The organism is Paraburkholderia sp. UCT31 (assembly GCF_014397655.1).
GTDB classification, from domain to species: Bacteria; Pseudomonadota; Gammaproteobacteria; order Burkholderiales; family Burkholderiaceae; genus Paraburkholderia; species Paraburkholderia tuberum.
The window spans coordinates 144,834-159,899 of record NZ_VZQP01000003.1 but is presented as its reverse complement, the minus strand read 5'-3'; the positions used below and the strand labels follow the sequence as shown (position 1 = coordinate 159,899).

Sequence of the window (15,066 nt, the reverse complement as noted above, 5' to 3'; positions counted from 1 at the left end):
TAATCTGGGAACGACCCAAAGGAGCCGAGCATGTCCCACCCGCAACCTGCCGTGCGCCGCGTCGCCGTCATCGGGGGCAACCGGATTCCGTTCGCCCGCTCGAACACCGCGTACGCGAGCGCATCGAATCAGGACATGCTGACCTTCACGCTGCAAGGGCTGATCGATCGCTATGACCTGCACGGCGTGCGTCTCGGCGAAGTCGCGGCGGGCGCCGTCATCAAGCATTCGCGCGACTTCAACCTGACGCGCGAGTCCGTGCTGTCCACCACGCTCGCGAAGGAAACGCCCGCCTACGACGTGCAGCAGGCCTGCGGCACCGGCCTCGAAGCCGCGATCCTCGTCGCCAACAAGATCGCGCTCGGGCAGATCGACGCGGGCATCGCGGGCGGCGTCGATACCACGTCCGACGCGCCGATCGGCGTCAACGAGCGCATGCGCAAGATCCTGCTCGAAGCGAATCGCGGCAAGAGTACCGGTCAGCGTATCGCCGCGCTCAGCAGGCTGCGGCCCGGCATGTTGTTCAAGCCGCTGTTGCCGCGCAACGGCGAGCCCCGCACGGGGCTGTCGATGGGCGAGCATTGCGAGCTGACGGCCAAGCGCTGGAACATCTCGCGCGAGGCGCAGGACGTGCTTGCGTACGAGAGCCATCGCAAGCTCGCCGATGCGTACGCGCGCGGCTTCGTCAACGATCTGATGACGCCGTACAAAGGCCTCGCGCGCGACAACAACCTGCGCGCCGACCTGTCGCTCGAAAGGCTTGCGAACCTGAAGCCCGTGTTCGACCGCGACGCGGGCACGCTGACCGCCGGCAACTCGACGCCGCTGACCGACGGCGCATCCGCGGTACTGCTCGCGAGCGAAGCGTGGGCGGCCGAGCGTGGCTTGCCCGTACTCGCGTATCTGAGCTGGTCGGAAACCGCGGCGGTCGACTTTTTCGACAAGCAGGAAGGCCTTCTGATGGCGCCCGCCTACGCGGTGCCGCGCATGCTCGCGCGCGCCGGCCTCACGTTGCAGGACTTCGATTTCTACGAAATCCACGAAGCGTTCGCGGCTCAGGTGTTGGGCACGCTCGCGGCATGGCAGGATGACGAATATTGCCGCACGCAGCTTGGCCTCGCCGGCGCGCTCGGTGCGATCGACCGCACCAGGCTCAACGTGAACGGCGGTTCGCTCGCGACCGGCCATCCGTTTGCGGCGACGGGCGGACGTATCGTCGCCGTGCTCGCGAAGATGCTGGCGCAACTCGACAAACCGGCCGGCAGCGCACGCGGGCTGATCTCGATCTGCGCGGCGGGCGGCCAGGGGGTCGTCGCGATTCTGGAACGCTAGGGCAGCGCATACCAACATTTTCAGGAGGCAACCGATGACCGAGCCCACCCAAGCCCCGCTGCACGTGCCGGACGCAGGCGGCACGCCTCGTCAAAACCCGGTGCCCCACCCCGCTCCGAACACCGACGGCATCTGGTACGCGTCCTATCCGGACGACGTGCCGCGCGACATCGACGTCACGCAATACGAGTCGATCGATCAGTTCTTCGACGAATGCATCGCACAGTTCCGCGAGCGCGTCGCGTACGTGAGCGTCGGCGCGAACCTGACGTACGGTGAACTGGGCCGCAAGGCGAGCGCGTTCGCGGCGTACCTGCAAAGCATCGGCGTGGAGCCGGGCGAGCGCGTCGCGATCATGCTGCCGAACACCTTCCAGTATCCGGTCGCGCTGTTCGGCACGATCAAGGCGGGCGCGGTGGTCGTCAACGTGAATCCGCTCTACACGGTGCGCGAACTCGCGCACCAGCTAAAGGACAGCGGCGCGCAGACGATTGTCGTGTTCGAGAACTTCGCGAAGACGCTCGAAGATGCATTGCCCGGCACCAAGGTGCGCAACGTGATCGTGACCGGGCTCGGCGATCTGCTCGCCGACGGCGCGAACCTGAAGGGACACCTGCTCAATTTCATGCTGCGTCACGTGAAAAAGATGGTGCCCCCTTACAAGCTGCCGCAGGCGGTGCCGCTCCTGAAAGCGCTCTCGGCCGGTTATGCGCGGCCGCACACACCGGTGCGCGCGACCCACGAAGACATCGCGTTCCTGCAATACACGGGCGGCACGACCGGCGTCGCGAAAGGCGCGATGCTCACGCACCGGAACATCCTCGCCAATCTGTTGCAGGCGAAGGCGTGGGCCGCGGGGCAGTTGTCCGGCGAGGGCGAAACGGTGCTCACGCCGCTGCCGCTTTATCACATCTACTCGCTGACCGTGAATGCGCTGATCTTCATGGGGCTCGGCGGGCGCAACATCCTGATCGCGAATCCGCGCGACATGAAGCGCGTGATGATGATCATCCGTCACGAAAAATTCACCGGCATGACCGCGGTCAACACGCTCTACAACGCGTTCCTCGACAACGAGGAATTCTGTCGGCGCGACTTCTCGGACCTGAAGCTCGCGATGGCGGGCGGCATGGCGACGCAGAAAGCCGTCGCCGAGCGCTTCAAGGCGGTGACGGGCAAGCCGATCATCGAGGGCTACGGACTCACCGAGTGCTCGCCGATCGTCTCGATGAATCCGGTCGATCTGACCAATCTGCGCGACTTCGAGGGCTCGATCGGCTTGCCCGCGCCGTCCACGCAGGTGCGCTTCAGGAAAGACGACGGCAGCTGGGCCAAGATCGGCGAGGCGGGCGAGCTGTGCGTGAAGGGCCCGCAGGTCATGAAGGGCTACTGGAACCGCCCCGACGAAACCGCGAAGGTGATCGACGACGACGGCTGGCTCGCGACCGGCGACATCGGCGTGATGGACTCGCGCGGCTTTATCCGTCTGATCGATCGCAAGAAGGACATGATCCTCGTGTCGGGCTTCAACGTGTATCCGAACGAAATCGAGGACGTGATCGCCGCGCATCCGGACGTGCGCGAAGTCGCCGCGATCGGCGTGTCCGACCCCGCGCAGGGCGAGCGCGTGAAGGTGTTCATCGTGCGGCGCACGCCGACACTGACCGCCGAGCAGGTGATTGCGTACTGCCGCAAGAATCTGACTGGCTACAAGGTGCCGAAGCTCGTCGAGTTCCGCGACGAGCTGCCGCAAACCAACGTCGGCAAAATTCTGCGCCGTGCGTTGCGCGACGAGGAACTCGCGAAACAGAAGTCTGCCTGACGGGAATAAGCGTTGCTTCAAAGCGTTATTGCCTTGCATGTTGCATGAGCGGCCGCGTCACTTTCTGGAGAAATTCATGAAGCACCGCATGTCCGCCCGTTCGCATCGCCGGCGACAGCGCTTGCTGGGTGCGCTGCTCGTCGCGCTCGGCCTGCTGTCGGTGCCGACGGCCTTCGCGCAGAACGACGACCGCCCGCCCCCGCTCAACACCGCGAGCGCCGTCAAGCCGCCCACCACGCCGGCCGCGCAGGTCGGCAAGCTGACGCTCGACCAGCAGGTCAAATGGCTGCGCGCCGCGCAGCAAAGCGGCACGCTCGAAAAGCTCGACGACGCGCAACTGGTCGCGCTGTTCCAGTCGCTCGATCCGCTCGCGCTGCCGCGCTATATCAAGGAAGGGCCGAACGACTACCCGTCGTACGAGTTCACGATGTCGCGCTCCGAGCGCATTCGCGGCATCTGGCCCGACAAGCCCGATCACATGCTGGTGCGCGTCGCGCACGAGCCGCTGCGCATCTACGCGAAGTGGCTGCCCGACGGCGCGCACGCGGGCCAGGAAATCATCTACGACGAATCGAAACGTAGCGATGAGACCTACGGCCACCTCGGCGGCATCATGAACGTGATGCCGTTGTGGACGTCGCTGACCGGCGCGCTCGCACGCTCGCAATCGAATCACAGCGTGCGCGATCTCGGCACTGAGTACGTTGCCGATCAATACCTGATTGAAGGAAAAAAATACACCGAGGCCGGCTTGCCTCGTTCGGTGCAGATCGAAGTGAAGACCATCGACGGTGTGCGCGTCGTCGCGTTCACGTTCGAAACACCGGTCGGCCAGCCGCAGTTCTACTCGAAAAAGGAAACGCTCGGGCTCGATCTGCGTCATCCGTTCTTTCGCAGCGTCCAGTCTTACGACAACGACGGCAAGATTTTCGAGCAGATCGTGTTCGAGAGCATCACGCCGAAGACATTCGACGATTCGACCTTCGATCCGAAGAACAAGGACTACAAGTTCTAGCGCGCGCGGCGCGGCGTCAGCGCGAAGGCCACGTGGGCGGGTTGCGCATCCAGCCCCTCGCGCGCTTCGTGACGATGCTCGACGAAGCGTCCCGTGCGAAGCGCGAGGTGTTGCAGGACGAAGTAATCGGACGCGCGCGTGAAGCCGATCAGCGCGGGCATCGCGTGCGGGGTCCGCCCAACGTCGAGCAGTGGCGCAAGTGTGGTGAACCAGAGCGCGCCCGCATCGTCGCCGGTTTCGAAGGTCGGCAAGCGAAGATGCGCGGCATAGCGTGCGAACGACGCGCCGCATTCGAGCGTCGAGTCGACGATCGCGAACGCGCGCGCATCGTCAGCGCACGCGGCGGCTTGCGTGAGCCACGGCCATGCGCCGCCCGCGGCCGTCGCGAGGCATGCACCGGTGAGCATGAAAGTGCGTCGATCCATTGGCTTGTACGTTCCGTTCTGTTTGCGCTTCGGTTTGCCGTGCGTGTCCGCACGCGTCGTTCACGTGTACCCCCGCCGGTCGCGCCACGCCGCCGGCCAGATGCCTTGCTTGCCCGGCGCGAGAATGCCGTTCGGGTCGAGCGCATCCTTCAAGGTTTCGGCGAAGCGCAGCGACGCACCGTCGTTGAAGCTGTATTGCGCGGCCGCGAAATCCATGTACGCGAGATGCGCGCGATACTCGCCGTAGCCGGCCGCGCGCGCGTCGCTCATCAGCGAGCGCAGCAGCGCGCCGGCCTGCTCCACCTGGTTCGCGTCGTCGCGGTCGAAAATCGCCGCGAAAATATGATGCAGATGCCGCGCGCCCGCGGTGAAGCCACCGTAGTAGTCGAAGCCGTATTCGGCGGCGCGCGCTTTCACCATCGTGTACTGGCGCATCGCGTCGCGCCCGGTCGCCGGACAGATCGGCGCGAAGTCGACGTGCGCGCCCGCGCCGCCGCGCCAGTCGAGCATGCGAAACGCGGTCATCGCGGGAATGCCGGCCATGTTGCGGTCGCCGCCGCCAGTCGGCTGAGCATCGCCCGCATAGCGCGCCGCCGTGAGCCGCGCCTCTGGCACCCGCGCGAACGCGCGCTCGATCAGCGCGTAGCGCGCATCGATCAACCCGGGCGTGCCGTACAGCGCGAAATGCAGGTTCCAGCGCCCGACGCCGAGTTTGTCGAGCATCGCCTGCACCGCGCTTTCGGGCATCGCGCCCGCGCCGTCGTACCACTGCCGGCGTGGCGACAGGCTCGCCGCGCGCCGCAATCCGCCCTCGATCACCGCGTGATTGCGGATCGTGCCGTCGAGCCGCAACGGCCGCAGAATCTCGACGATCTCCTCCAGATCGGCCTCGCGACGAAACTGGATTTCGCCGAGCAGATACGCGGGCGGCGCGGGCATCAGCCACACGCCGAGCTTCGTCACGATGCCGTAGTTCGACTGCATGAACATCGCATCGAACGACGGCCCGTAGCCCGGCTGATACAGCTGCCACGCAGTGCCGATCTCGACGCCGCCCATGCCGGTGCGCAGCACGTCGCCGTTGGCGAGCACGACCTCCATCCCGCATTGGGCCGCCGCGTGATCGCCGTAGTCGGTATAGCCGAAGCCGCGCTCCAGCGTGTTGCCGACCACGCTGCCCCAGCCGGCAGCCGGTGGATCGACCCACAGCTTGTAGCCCTTGTCGCGCAGATGCGCGTACAGATCGAAATAGCTGACGCCCGGTTCGACCAGCGCGTAGGCGAGCGTTTCGTTGACTTCGAGGATGCGGTTCATGCGCTGCAAGTCGAGCACGACCGAGCCGCTGAGACGCGGCGCCGCGCCGCCGTACGCGAAGTTGCGCCCGGTCGAGACGGTCCACAGCGCAATCCGGTACTGATTGGCGATGCGCAGCACCGCGCGGATTTCATCGACCGACGCGGGCAGCAGCGCGGCGCTCGCGACAAACGCCCCCGGCTCGCCAGGCGCGAACGGATCGACATAGGCGGCGAGGCCGGCGTCGGAACGCAGCACGTGCGCTTCACCGACGATCGCGCGCCAGCCGGCGAGCGCCCGCTCGAACTGCGCGGCGGACAGGTTGGGCGGCAGCGTCTGGGGCAAGGCGTCTCCTTGTCGGTCGGGCAACCCGCGGGTGCAGTCGCGCGGGCAGCTATGCGTGCGTCGCCGCTGACGGCCTTGACGACACCCTACCGCCCGCTACTGCTGCCACGTGTCAGGCTTACCACCGAGCTCGCTGCACACGTCGATCGCGATCTCGCGCAGCTTGCCTTCCGCGATCGCGCCGGACAGCGCGTAGCCCATGCCGTCGCTGATCCAGTAGAAGGTGCGGCGGTTGCCGTCGCGAAACAGGCGGAACGCGGTTTCGTCGCGGGTGACGCCGGTCACGTACAGCGTCAGGCGCGCGCCGGCCTGGTTCTCGTACATGAACTGCGCAGCCGGCCCGGCCTCGCCGGGCAACAGCCGGCCGCCCACCAGCGAATAACCATACTCCTGCAGCGACGGCACCGACAGCGGACGATTCAGCCGCTTCGACAGCCAGGTGATCAGATGCTCCTCTTCGCTCGCGGCGACTTCGACCGGATGACGCCGCTCCGGCGAGTACACCGCGTACGCGACATCCGCGCGCTGCGCAAAACCGGCCGGCTGTCCGCCGAAGCCGCTCCACGCGCCGCCGGTCAGCCGCGGCGCGAGCGGACCGAGGGCCAGCGCGAGCCCGGCGCCAGCCGCGAGCCAGCAGGCGGCGAGACCCGCGCGCTGCCACCACGGCCGCGTCCGACGCACGACGATGAAAGCCGGCTCCTCCGCCTCCGTGGGCTGGCTGCCTGCATAGCTTCGCTCGCCGGCTTCAGCGGCTTGGTGCCGATCGTCGGCCCGCTGCCCTGCTTGCGCTTGCCGCGCATCGCTGTCCGGCGCGCCGCACAGCGCCCGCAGCGCCGCCTTCTGCGCGCGCCACGCGGCCACGCGCGCGGTGGCCTGCGGATGCTGGCGAAGCTGCGTTTCGATCGCGGCGCGCTGCTCTTCCGGCAATTCGCCATCGACATAGGCCGACAGCGCGCGCAGATCGAGCTCGTCATGCAAGCCGGAATCGGAGTCATCGTTGTTCATTGTCGATTTCTCACCACTTTCAGCGGCGCGACTTTATGCGCCGCCCGCGGCGCACGGGGCTGCGGTCCGTGCATCGGCCCTGGCGGCTCCTCGCACAGCAACGCGCGCATATGCTCGCGCGCCCGCGACAGCCGCGACATCACCGTACCGATCGGCACCCCCAGCGCGCTCGATGCCTCCTGGTACGACAGCTCCTCGACGCACACCAGCAGCAGCACCTCACGCTGCTCGAGTGGCAGGCAGTACAGCGCGCGCTGCACGTCGCGCAGCACCAGACCGTCGACCTCACCGTGCGGCGCCTCGAGATTGCGCCACGGCGCGCTTTCGTCGTCGACGGCGATCTCGCGGCGCCCGCGCAGCTGGTCGATGTACAGATGCCGCAGGATCGTCAGCAGCCACGCGCGCAGGTTGCTGTTCGGCCGGAATGCCGACCAGCGCGAAAGCGCGCGCTCCGCCGTATCCTGCACGAGATCGTCGGCCCAGGCGCGGTCGCCCGTCAGTGCGCGCGCATAGCGGCGCAGCTGGGGCAGCCACGCGATCACTTCCGCTTCGAATGTCACCCGGCGTGCCAGGCCCGGTCGCGGCGTTAGTAGCCGCCGCCGCTGCTGTTGCTGTTGCTGCTAGAACCCGACGCGGCGTTGTCGGTATCGGCCGCGTGCGCGAGGGAGCCGCACGCGAGCGCGAGCAGGACGAAGAGCGCTGACAGAATACGGGATGCTTTCATGGTGAGCCTCCTGGCAGATGCCCGGCACACGATCGACCGACCGGCGCGGCGGGCGGCAGGCCGCGGGATGCGGTACTGCCATACTGGACTTAACGCCGCGATCGCGTGGTTTATTCCATCGCCGTCGTGGCGCTGTTTCGCTGCGCTGTTTCTCCGGGCTTTTTCGCGGCGCTTCGACGCCGCCGCCGTGGTCGCGCAACATGCCCCTATGTTCTTCCTTTTCCGCCAACCATGCCGGCAATGCCTGGAGCGACCGGAAGAAGACGACATTGACCAGCAGATTCGTAACTCAACGTTACAGTCCCGCGTTATCGGATGCTTATGTGCTCGCAAGTCGTTATAGTGGACAAAGTTCGCCCCGTCGACGCGTTCTGCCCCCGCATAGGGTAGAAAGGGTAAAATCGCGGCGAACCACCGTCTATCTAACCTGAATTGTCCATGGCTTCCGCAGAATCGCATCCGCAAAACGACTTCATGAACGCTGCGCGCAAGGAACGAAAGCGCGTCGAAATCTATCTGGTCAACGGCATCCGCCTGACCGGATGCATCGAGTCGTTCGATCAGTACCTGGTGATGCTGCGCACGCCGGTTGGCCTGCAAGGCATCTACAAGCGCGCGATCTCCACGATCCAGCTCGACACCGGCACGCGGCCGGCGCCGCGCACGGGCCGAACGTCGCATGGCGAACATGGCGCGCGCGGTCCCCATGGTTCGCGCGAACATCGCGAGCCGCGCGAAGGGCGTGAATCGTACGGCACGCCGTCGGCGGAACGCACGCCGAGCGAGCGCAGCGGCAACTCCGAAGGTCCGGTGGTCGTCACGCGGCGGCGGCGTCTGTTCGGCACCGGCGGCGAAAGCGGCAATCATGGCGGCAACCACGGCGGCAACCACGGCGGCGGCAGCCCCGGCGGCAATCAGGAATAAATACGAAGAAGCTGTAGCGGCCGCGCCTCGCTACTCCGCGGACGAACCGAGGCGCCGCAGAATTTTCTCCAGTTGGGTCAGCTGACGCTCGGTCAGCTCGAATCTCCCCTTGACCGCCAGCACGCGGCGCCGCCAGTAGCTGGCGTCGAACAGGTGCAGCGCCGGTTGCCGCGTCGCCCAATCCAGGTGTTCCAGTTCGGTTTCCACGACGTGGGCTGCGAGCACTCGTCGCGAGCCCGCCGGCTTTTTCCCGTTCATCAGGTTCGCTGTGTGATGAATCGATGGAGGTGTCGTTCGCGGCTCAAGCGTGGCTCAAGCGCGGCCGGGACACCACTCGGAGAACGAATCGATGCCGGCCGGCTTTAAACGACGCGCCTGCGCCATCTGGCGGTCGTTCGCCGATAGCCGCGATGCGCTATGCTGAATGATCGACCCTCTACCGAAGGAGCGCGCCATGACCAGCAAAAACCAGCATGCCTCCCGACCGGCGCGCACGCGCCGGACGCCCCCGACGTCCGCCGATACGCGGCTCGACGAAGCGCTGATGGAAAGCTTTCCCGCCAGCGATCCGATCGCCGTCGACGTGACGCAGCCGCCTCGCGAACGGATGCGCAAAACGCAAGCGGATACGCGCAAGCGGCATTGAAGTCGCGCCGTCTTGCGTCGTACGACGGCGGCGCACAACGACGCGGCAACGAGCCGTCAGGGCTCGCGAAAAATGCCGAGTGCAAATGCCGAAATGCCCGGCGGTAAAAGTGCATGCGCGGGCTGGCGGGGTGCGGAAAGCACCGATCAAACATAACAACGGTAACGCCCGCGGACGAGCCGGACGGCGCACCGATTTCCGCGCCATCCCGCCACTCCACCCAGGCTCACACCGTCGTGCTCAATGCACCGGCAAGCCGCTATTGAGCTGACGCTGCAGGTCGCGCACCTGGCGCTGCGCGACGCGCAACTGATCCTGCGCGGCGGCCTTCTGCTGCGCCAGTTCGGTCGCCTCGGCCCGCTTCTGCTCCTGCTGGCTCGCGACGATGCTTTGCTGCTGACGCGCGACGTCGAGGTCGGCCTGCAGCCGGCTCGCGCGTTCCTGCGACAGCGCGACCATGCGCTGCGTGAACGCCTTCTGCGCTTCGAGTTGCGTACGGCGGATCTCGATGTCCGACAGTTGCATCGTCTGCCGCGCGAAATCCTTGTAGATCAGCTCGGCGCGCGCGGCGTCCTGCGACTTGATCACGCGCCAGAAGTTTTTCTGCTGGAACAGCGCGACGTAGTAGGTCATCTCCTTGCCGTAGAACAGCAGGCTCGCGCCATAGCTGCCGTTATACGTGGTGCGCAATTCGCTCAGATCCGGGCCGTGGATCATCTGCTGCAATTCAGCCACGTTCCCGGTGGCGGATTGCCGGTTTTCATCCGGCGTCAGTGCAGTGGTTTCCGCCTGGCCGGCCTGCGAGGTGTCGGGCAACGCACTCGTCGTACCCGGCTGGGACACGACCGTACCGCTCGCACCACTGTTCTCCAGAGCCTGTGCATTCGCGCCCTGAAGGGCCCCCAATACGATGCATGCGGCCAGAGCAATCTCTCGTAGCTTCGACTTTCGGTCCATGTGATACCTGTTGAACAGATTTTGTTTTAGTAGAAAACGGGGAATTATTACTCACTTTCGCGGGTTTCGGGCTCTTCGTCGAAAATATGGTACTTGCGCGTTTGCTTCTATAACAGGCACAAGCGTAGTCCCGCCTCACCGGCGCGGCGGTAGACGACGGTCCGTTCGATTCCCTGCCGCTGATCGAGGCGCCCCACCGCGGTCCGAACCTGACCGTGCAGGTCGACGGCGGGAAGTCGATTTCGTTCGACGAAGTCGCGCAACGCTTCACACCGCTCGTCGGCGATGACATGCCATGAGCCGGGCGATGCGTCGGGCGATTCCGGCTGGGGCGCGACGGTCGAGGGCCAACCGGCCGATCATGCTCGGCTTCACCTATGCGTACTGCGACAGCCTCGATGTGTCCGTCGGAAAAGCGGTCGGTGATGCGCCGGTGGAGAGCGCATCGCACAGTCCGCGCATCAACGCGAGGTTCTGCTACCAGTTGAATTGACACGCTTCAGAAGTGCCGCGAGCGGATTAGAAGCTCCACTATCAAACGACGCATGCACTTTCGCGTATTCTGCGCTGACGATGCAAACGGCACACCGCTGGCACCGTTACGCATCGCGAGGGCTGGTACCGCACATCCGACCACGATGCCCATAACGCCGCGCGACCATGATCGCGCTGTCTCATATCAAGGAGGAAGGCAATGACGCAATTCACTCGGCGTGCCGGCGCGCTTACGCTGCGCACCGCCCGTCACGCCGCGCTCGCCGGCGCCCTGCTCGCCAGCGCCGTGACCGCGATGGCGCAGACCGATACACCGATCGGCACGTGGCAAACCATCGACGATCACACGGGCCAGCCGAAGGCGCTCGTGCAGATCACTCAAGACGGCAATGGCGAACTGAACGGCAAGGTTATCAAGGGTCTCGGCGCGAACGATCAGCCGGATCGCCGTTGCACCGAATGCACCGACGCGCGCAAGGATCAACCGGTCCTCGGCATGACCATCATCAACAGCATGAAGAAGGATGGCGACGCGTGGGATCACGGCCAGATTCTCGATCCTGAAAACGGCAAGGTCTACAAATGCAAGATGCATCTCGAGGACGGCGGCAACAAGCTCGTGGTGCGTGGCTACATTGGGGTCGCGCTGCTTGGCCGCTCGCAAACGTGGATACGGCAGCAATGAGGGTCGACGTGCGGCGCATGCGTGGCGCCTGGCACGTCGCCTGAATGTGCGCATGATGCTGCAACGATGCGCGCTCTGCGCCAGGAGGTGCAACATAAAAAACGGCCGGCGATCAAGAATCGCGCGGCCGTTTTCATTGGGGCAAGCTGTTTGCGATGGTCATGCTGCCCGCTTGAGCGGTGCAGCGTAAGCGATCGGCGACGCCGGCACCGACGTGGCCGGTACCGGATTGTATGCGGCGGCCGGAACACGAAACGCCGCGGGCACGCGCTTGGACGCGGCGCGCTTGTGCTGCACGCTCGCGTGCGTGCGCATACGCGCTTCCATCAATCTGCAGAAATCTTCGCTCGCGGTGCCGAGCAGTTGCTCCGTGACGTGCTTGAGCACGCCCGATTCGTACCACGACTTGAAGCGGCGATGACAGGTCTGATATGGCGGGTAGCGGCGCGGCATTGCGGACCAGGTGGCGCCGCTATACATGACCCAAAGCACGCCGTTGAGCACCGAGCGGGTATTGGCAAGTGGACGGCCACGCATTTCGGTACGCGGCCGGAGTTCGGGCAGCAGTGACGCAACGCGCTGCCATTCTTCATCGGTGATTTCGCGATACGGGTTCATGCTTCCTCCTTTGTCAGAACAACGACAAAAGATAGCCAGTCATCCGTGCGCTGTATATCAGACCACTCCGATTCCTGAAAATGTGTCGTGCGCGGTAGCTCAGGTTAGGGACGTGTCGACGATCCGGCGCGGCGTGTCGAGATACTCCTTCGACTGCATCTCGACGATGCGCGACACCGTACGCGTGAATTCATTAGCCATCGGACCGTCGACGTACAACTGCTCCGGCGGCACCGCAGCCGACATCAACAGCTTGACCTTGTGGTCGTAGAACACGTCGATGAGCCACGTGAAGCGGCGCGCTTCCGACGCCATGCGCACCGACATCTGCGGCACGTCCGACAGGATCACCGCGTGAAAGCGGGTCGCGAGTTCGAGGTAGTCGTTCTGCGAGCGCGGGCCCCCGCACAGCGTCGCGAAGTCGAACCAGACGACGCCGTCCGCGCGGCGCAGCGCCTTCAGCTCGCGCTTCTCGATATGCAGCAGCGGGCTTTCGTCGGGCACCGCGGCGAGGCGCGCGAAGGCGTCGCGCAGCGCCTTGCCGGCGGCGGCGTCCAGTGGCGTGTGATAGACCTCCACCTGCGCGAGCGTGCGCTGGCGATAATCGATCCCCGCGTCGACGTTGATCACGTCGAGCTTCTGCTTGATCAGTTCGATCGCGGGCAGCATGCGGTCGCGATGCAGGCCGTCCGGGTACAGCGTGTCGGGCGCGTAGTTTGACGTCATCACGAACTGCACGCCGTTCTCGAACAGCTTGTCGAGCAGGCGATACAGGATCATCGCGTCGGCGATATCCGACACGTGGAATTCGTCGAAACAGATCAGCCGATAGCGCTTCGCAATGCGCCGCGCGAGTTCGTCGAGCGGATCGGCCCGGCCTTTGAGTTCTTCGAGTTCGCGATGCACTTCGCGCATGAACTCGTGGAAGTGCAGACGGGTTTTGCGATGCAAGGGCACGATCATGTAGAAGCTGTCCATCAGGAAGCTCTTGCCGCGGCCCACGCCGCCCCACATGTACACGCCGCGCGGCAGATCGGGGTGAATGATCAGCTTCCTGAACGCGTTCGAGCGGCGCGACTTGTATGCGACCCACTCTTCATAGCACCGCTGCAGGCGGTCGACCGCCGCGCGCTGCGCCGGATCGGATTGATAACCGCGCGTCTGCAGTTCTTTTTCGTAGTATTCGGTGACGTTCATCGTGTTGCTGCAAAAAGAAAGGCGGGAGGGATTGAACCCCGCCCGCCTTTGGTGATGCCAAGGTTGCGTTTCGGTCAGGCGTGCGTGCTTACATGTTCAGCGCGCGCTTGTCGACGGCGAGTGCCGCTTCGCGCATGACTTCCGACAGCGACGGGTGCGGATGGCAAATACGGCCGATGTCTTCCGACGCCGCCTTGAACTCCATCGCCACCACGGCTTCCGCGATCAGGTCCGATGCGTTCGCCGAGATGATGTGCACGCCGAGCAGTTCGTCGGTCTTCGCGTCGGCGATCATCTTGACGAAACCGTCCGCCTTGTTGATGCCGAGCGCGCGGCCGTTAGCCATGAACGGGAACTGGCCGGTCTTGATCTCGCGGCCTTCCGCCTTCAGTTGCTGCTCCGTCTTGCCGACCCATGCGATTTCCGGTTCGGTGTAGATCACCCACGGAATGCAGTTGTAGTCGATGTGCGGCTTCTGACCGTCGATCACTTCGGCAACCAGCACGCCTTCGTCCTCAGCCTTGTGCGCGAGCATCGGGCCACGCACCACGTCACCGATCGCGTACACGTTCGGCACGGCCGTCGCGCAGTGGTCGTCCACGTCGATGAAGCCGCGCTCGTTCGCCTTCAGGCCGATCGCTTCGAGGCCGAGGTTGTCGGTGTTCGGCACGCGGCCGACCGACACGACCAGGCGGTCGGCTTCGAGCGTCTGCGCGTTGCCGTCCTTGTCCGTGTAGGCGATCGTCACGCCGTTTTCGCTCGTCTTCACTTCGCCGACCTTCACGCCGACGCGGATGTCGAGACCTTGCTTCTTGAACTGCTTGGCCGCTTCCTTCGACAGCGCCTCGTCAGCCACGCCAAGGAATTCCGGCAGCGCTTCGAGCACGGTCACGTCCGCGCCGAGGCGGCGCCACACCGAGCCGAGTTCCAGACCGATCACGCCTGCGCCGATCACGGCGAGCTTCTTCGGTGCCGTGTCGAACGAGAGTGCGCCTTCGTTGTCGGCGATCAGCTTGTTGTCGACCGGAATGCCCGGCAGATGACGCGCCTTCGAACCCGTTGCGATGATCACGTTCTTCGCCGTGACGACTTCGCTGCTTGCACCATCTTCGCCTTCGCCGCTCACTTCGATCTGCACGCCGGCGTCCGTCTTGCCGGTGAACTTGCCATGGCCCTTGAGCCACGTGATCTTGTTCTTGCGGAACAGGAATTCGATGCCCTTGGTCATCTTCTCGACGATGCCGTCCTTGCGGCCCATCATCTTCGAGATATCGACCGAAACGTTTTCCACCGAGATGCCGTGGTCGGCAAGGTGATGCGACGCGTTCTCGAACTCTTCCGACGAAGCGAGCAATGCCTTCGACGGAATGCAGCCGACGTTCAGGCAGGTGCCGCCGAGCTTCAGCGTGCCGGCCGGGTTCTTCCACTTTTCGATACATGCGACGGTCTTGCCGAGCTGCGCTGCGCGGATGGCGGCGACATAACCGCCAGGGCCTGCGCCGATCACGACGACGTCAAAATCTTTGGACATGACAATCCCTTTGATGGCGGAACGGCGCCGGGCCGCCCGAGGTGGCGCGCGC

The 15,066-nt window shown here is 65.1% G+C and carries 16 protein-coding genes and 1 pseudogene; 7 read left to right on the top strand and 10 right to left on the bottom strand.

The genetic code is table 11. The features are described 5' to 3' along the window. Positions 1 to 30: 30 nt before the first annotated feature. From F6X40_RS03065 to F6X40_RS03055, 3 genes are all read left to right on the top strand, one after another. Positions 31 to 1,332: an acetyl-CoA C-acetyltransferase gene (locus F6X40_RS03065; RefSeq protein ID WP_187626777.1), complete on the top strand. Its 1,302-nt coding sequence runs from the start codon at positions 31 to 33 to the stop codon at positions 1,330 to 1,332. Between the two features lie 34 nt (positions 1,333 to 1,366). Beyond that, positions 1,367 to 3,154 (top strand): AMP-binding protein, encoded by a 1,788-nt coding sequence (locus F6X40_RS03060; protein ID WP_187626776.1) that lies wholly within the window; start codon positions 1,367 to 1,369, stop codon positions 3,152 to 3,154. 76 nt (positions 3,155 to 3,230) lie between these two features. Then, the gene (locus tag F6X40_RS03055; protein ID WP_187626775.1) at positions 3,231 to 4,169 is read left to right on the top strand and encodes a DUF1571 domain-containing protein; all 939 of its coding nucleotides are present in this window, start codon (positions 3,231 to 3,233) and stop codon (positions 4,167 to 4,169) included. On the opposite strand, the gene F6X40_RS03050 is transcribed toward F6X40_RS03055, so the two are convergent. The 5 genes from F6X40_RS03050 to F6X40_RS03030 form a co-directional block, all read right to left on the bottom strand. Next, positions 4,166 to 4,594: a hypothetical protein gene (locus tag F6X40_RS03050; protein WP_187626774.1), complete on the bottom strand. Its 429-nt coding sequence runs from the start codon at positions 4,592 to 4,594 to the stop codon at positions 4,166 to 4,168. The genes F6X40_RS03055 and F6X40_RS03050 overlap by 4 nt on opposite strands. 60 nt (positions 4,595 to 4,654) lie before the next feature. Further along, positions 4,655 to 6,232, bottom strand: a complete 1,578-nt coding sequence (locus tag F6X40_RS03045) for an FAD-binding oxidoreductase (protein ID WP_187626773.1) — start codon at positions 6,230 to 6,232, stop codon at positions 4,655 to 4,657. 96 nt (positions 6,233 to 6,328) lie between these two features. Next, entirely contained in the window at positions 6,329 to 7,237 is a 909-nt protein-coding gene (locus tag F6X40_RS03040) for an anti-sigma factor family protein (RefSeq protein ID WP_187626772.1), read from the bottom strand. Next, a complete protein-coding gene (locus F6X40_RS03035; protein WP_187626771.1) occupies positions 7,234 to 7,797 on the bottom strand; it encodes a sigma-70 family RNA polymerase sigma factor in 564 nt (187 codons plus the stop codon). The genes F6X40_RS03040 and F6X40_RS03035 overlap by 4 nt, the downstream gene beginning before the upstream one ends. A 26-nt stretch (positions 7,798 to 7,823) precedes the next feature. Continuing rightward, entirely contained in the window at positions 7,824 to 7,961 is a 138-nt protein-coding gene (locus F6X40_RS03030) for a hypothetical protein (protein ID WP_184071258.1), read from the bottom strand. 438 nt (positions 7,962 to 8,399) lie between these two features. Between F6X40_RS03030 and hfq the strand changes: the two genes are divergently transcribed. After that, positions 8,400 to 8,885: an RNA chaperone Hfq gene (gene hfq, locus F6X40_RS03025; RefSeq protein ID WP_187626770.1), complete on the top strand. Its 486-nt coding sequence runs from the start codon at positions 8,400 to 8,402 to the stop codon at positions 8,883 to 8,885. A 30-nt stretch (positions 8,886 to 8,915) separates the two neighbouring features. Here the strand turns inward: hfq and F6X40_RS03020 are convergent, their stop codons facing one another. Then, the gene (locus tag F6X40_RS03020) at positions 8,916 to 9,143 is read right to left on the bottom strand and encodes a hypothetical protein (protein ID WP_187626769.1); all 228 of its coding nucleotides are present in this window, start codon (positions 9,141 to 9,143) and stop codon (positions 8,916 to 8,918) included. A 196-nt stretch (positions 9,144 to 9,339) separates the two neighbouring features. Here F6X40_RS03020 and F6X40_RS03015 point away from each other — a divergent pair, with 196 nt between their 5' ends. Further along, positions 9,340 to 9,531, top strand: a complete 192-nt coding sequence (locus tag F6X40_RS03015; RefSeq protein ID WP_090805694.1) for a hypothetical protein — start codon at positions 9,340 to 9,342, stop codon at positions 9,529 to 9,531. 240 nt (positions 9,532 to 9,771) lie between these two features. Here the strand turns inward: F6X40_RS03015 and F6X40_RS03010 are convergent, their stop codons facing one another. Beyond that, positions 9,772 to 10,488, bottom strand: coding sequence for a DUF2968 domain-containing protein (locus F6X40_RS03010; RefSeq protein WP_184029876.1), 717 nt, complete (start codon positions 10,486 to 10,488; stop codon positions 9,772 to 9,774). A gap of 294 nt (positions 10,489 to 10,782) precedes the next feature. Here F6X40_RS03010 and F6X40_RS41795 point away from each other — a divergent pair. Beyond that, positions 10,783 to 10,981: pseudogene (locus F6X40_RS41795) on the top strand (ShlB/FhaC/HecB family hemolysin secretion/activation protein); the annotation flags it as partial. A gap of 201 nt (positions 10,982 to 11,182) precedes the next feature. Beyond that, the gene (locus F6X40_RS03005; RefSeq protein ID WP_187626768.1) at positions 11,183 to 11,668 is read left to right on the top strand and encodes a DUF2147 domain-containing protein; all 486 of its coding nucleotides are present in this window, start codon (positions 11,183 to 11,185) and stop codon (positions 11,666 to 11,668) included. Between the two features lie 159 nt (positions 11,669 to 11,827). Here F6X40_RS03005 and F6X40_RS03000 read toward each other — a convergent pair whose 3' ends face one another. The 3 genes from F6X40_RS03000 to lpdA form a co-directional block, all read right to left on the bottom strand. Then, a complete protein-coding gene (locus F6X40_RS03000; RefSeq protein WP_187626767.1) occupies positions 11,828 to 12,286 on the bottom strand; it encodes a transposase in 459 nt (152 codons plus the stop codon). A 99-nt stretch (positions 12,287 to 12,385) separates the two neighbouring features. Next, positions 12,386 to 13,483: a cell division protein ZapE gene (gene zapE, locus F6X40_RS02995; RefSeq protein WP_090804139.1), complete on the bottom strand. Its 1,098-nt coding sequence runs from the start codon at positions 13,481 to 13,483 to the stop codon at positions 12,386 to 12,388. A gap of 88 nt (positions 13,484 to 13,571) precedes the next feature. Beyond that, positions 13,572 to 15,014 carry a dihydrolipoyl dehydrogenase gene (gene lpdA, locus F6X40_RS02990; protein WP_187626766.1) on the bottom strand — a complete coding sequence of 481 codons (1,443 nt, stop codon included), beginning with the start codon at positions 15,012 to 15,014 and terminating at the stop codon, positions 13,572 to 13,574. Positions 15,015 to 15,066 lie beyond the last annotated feature (52 nt).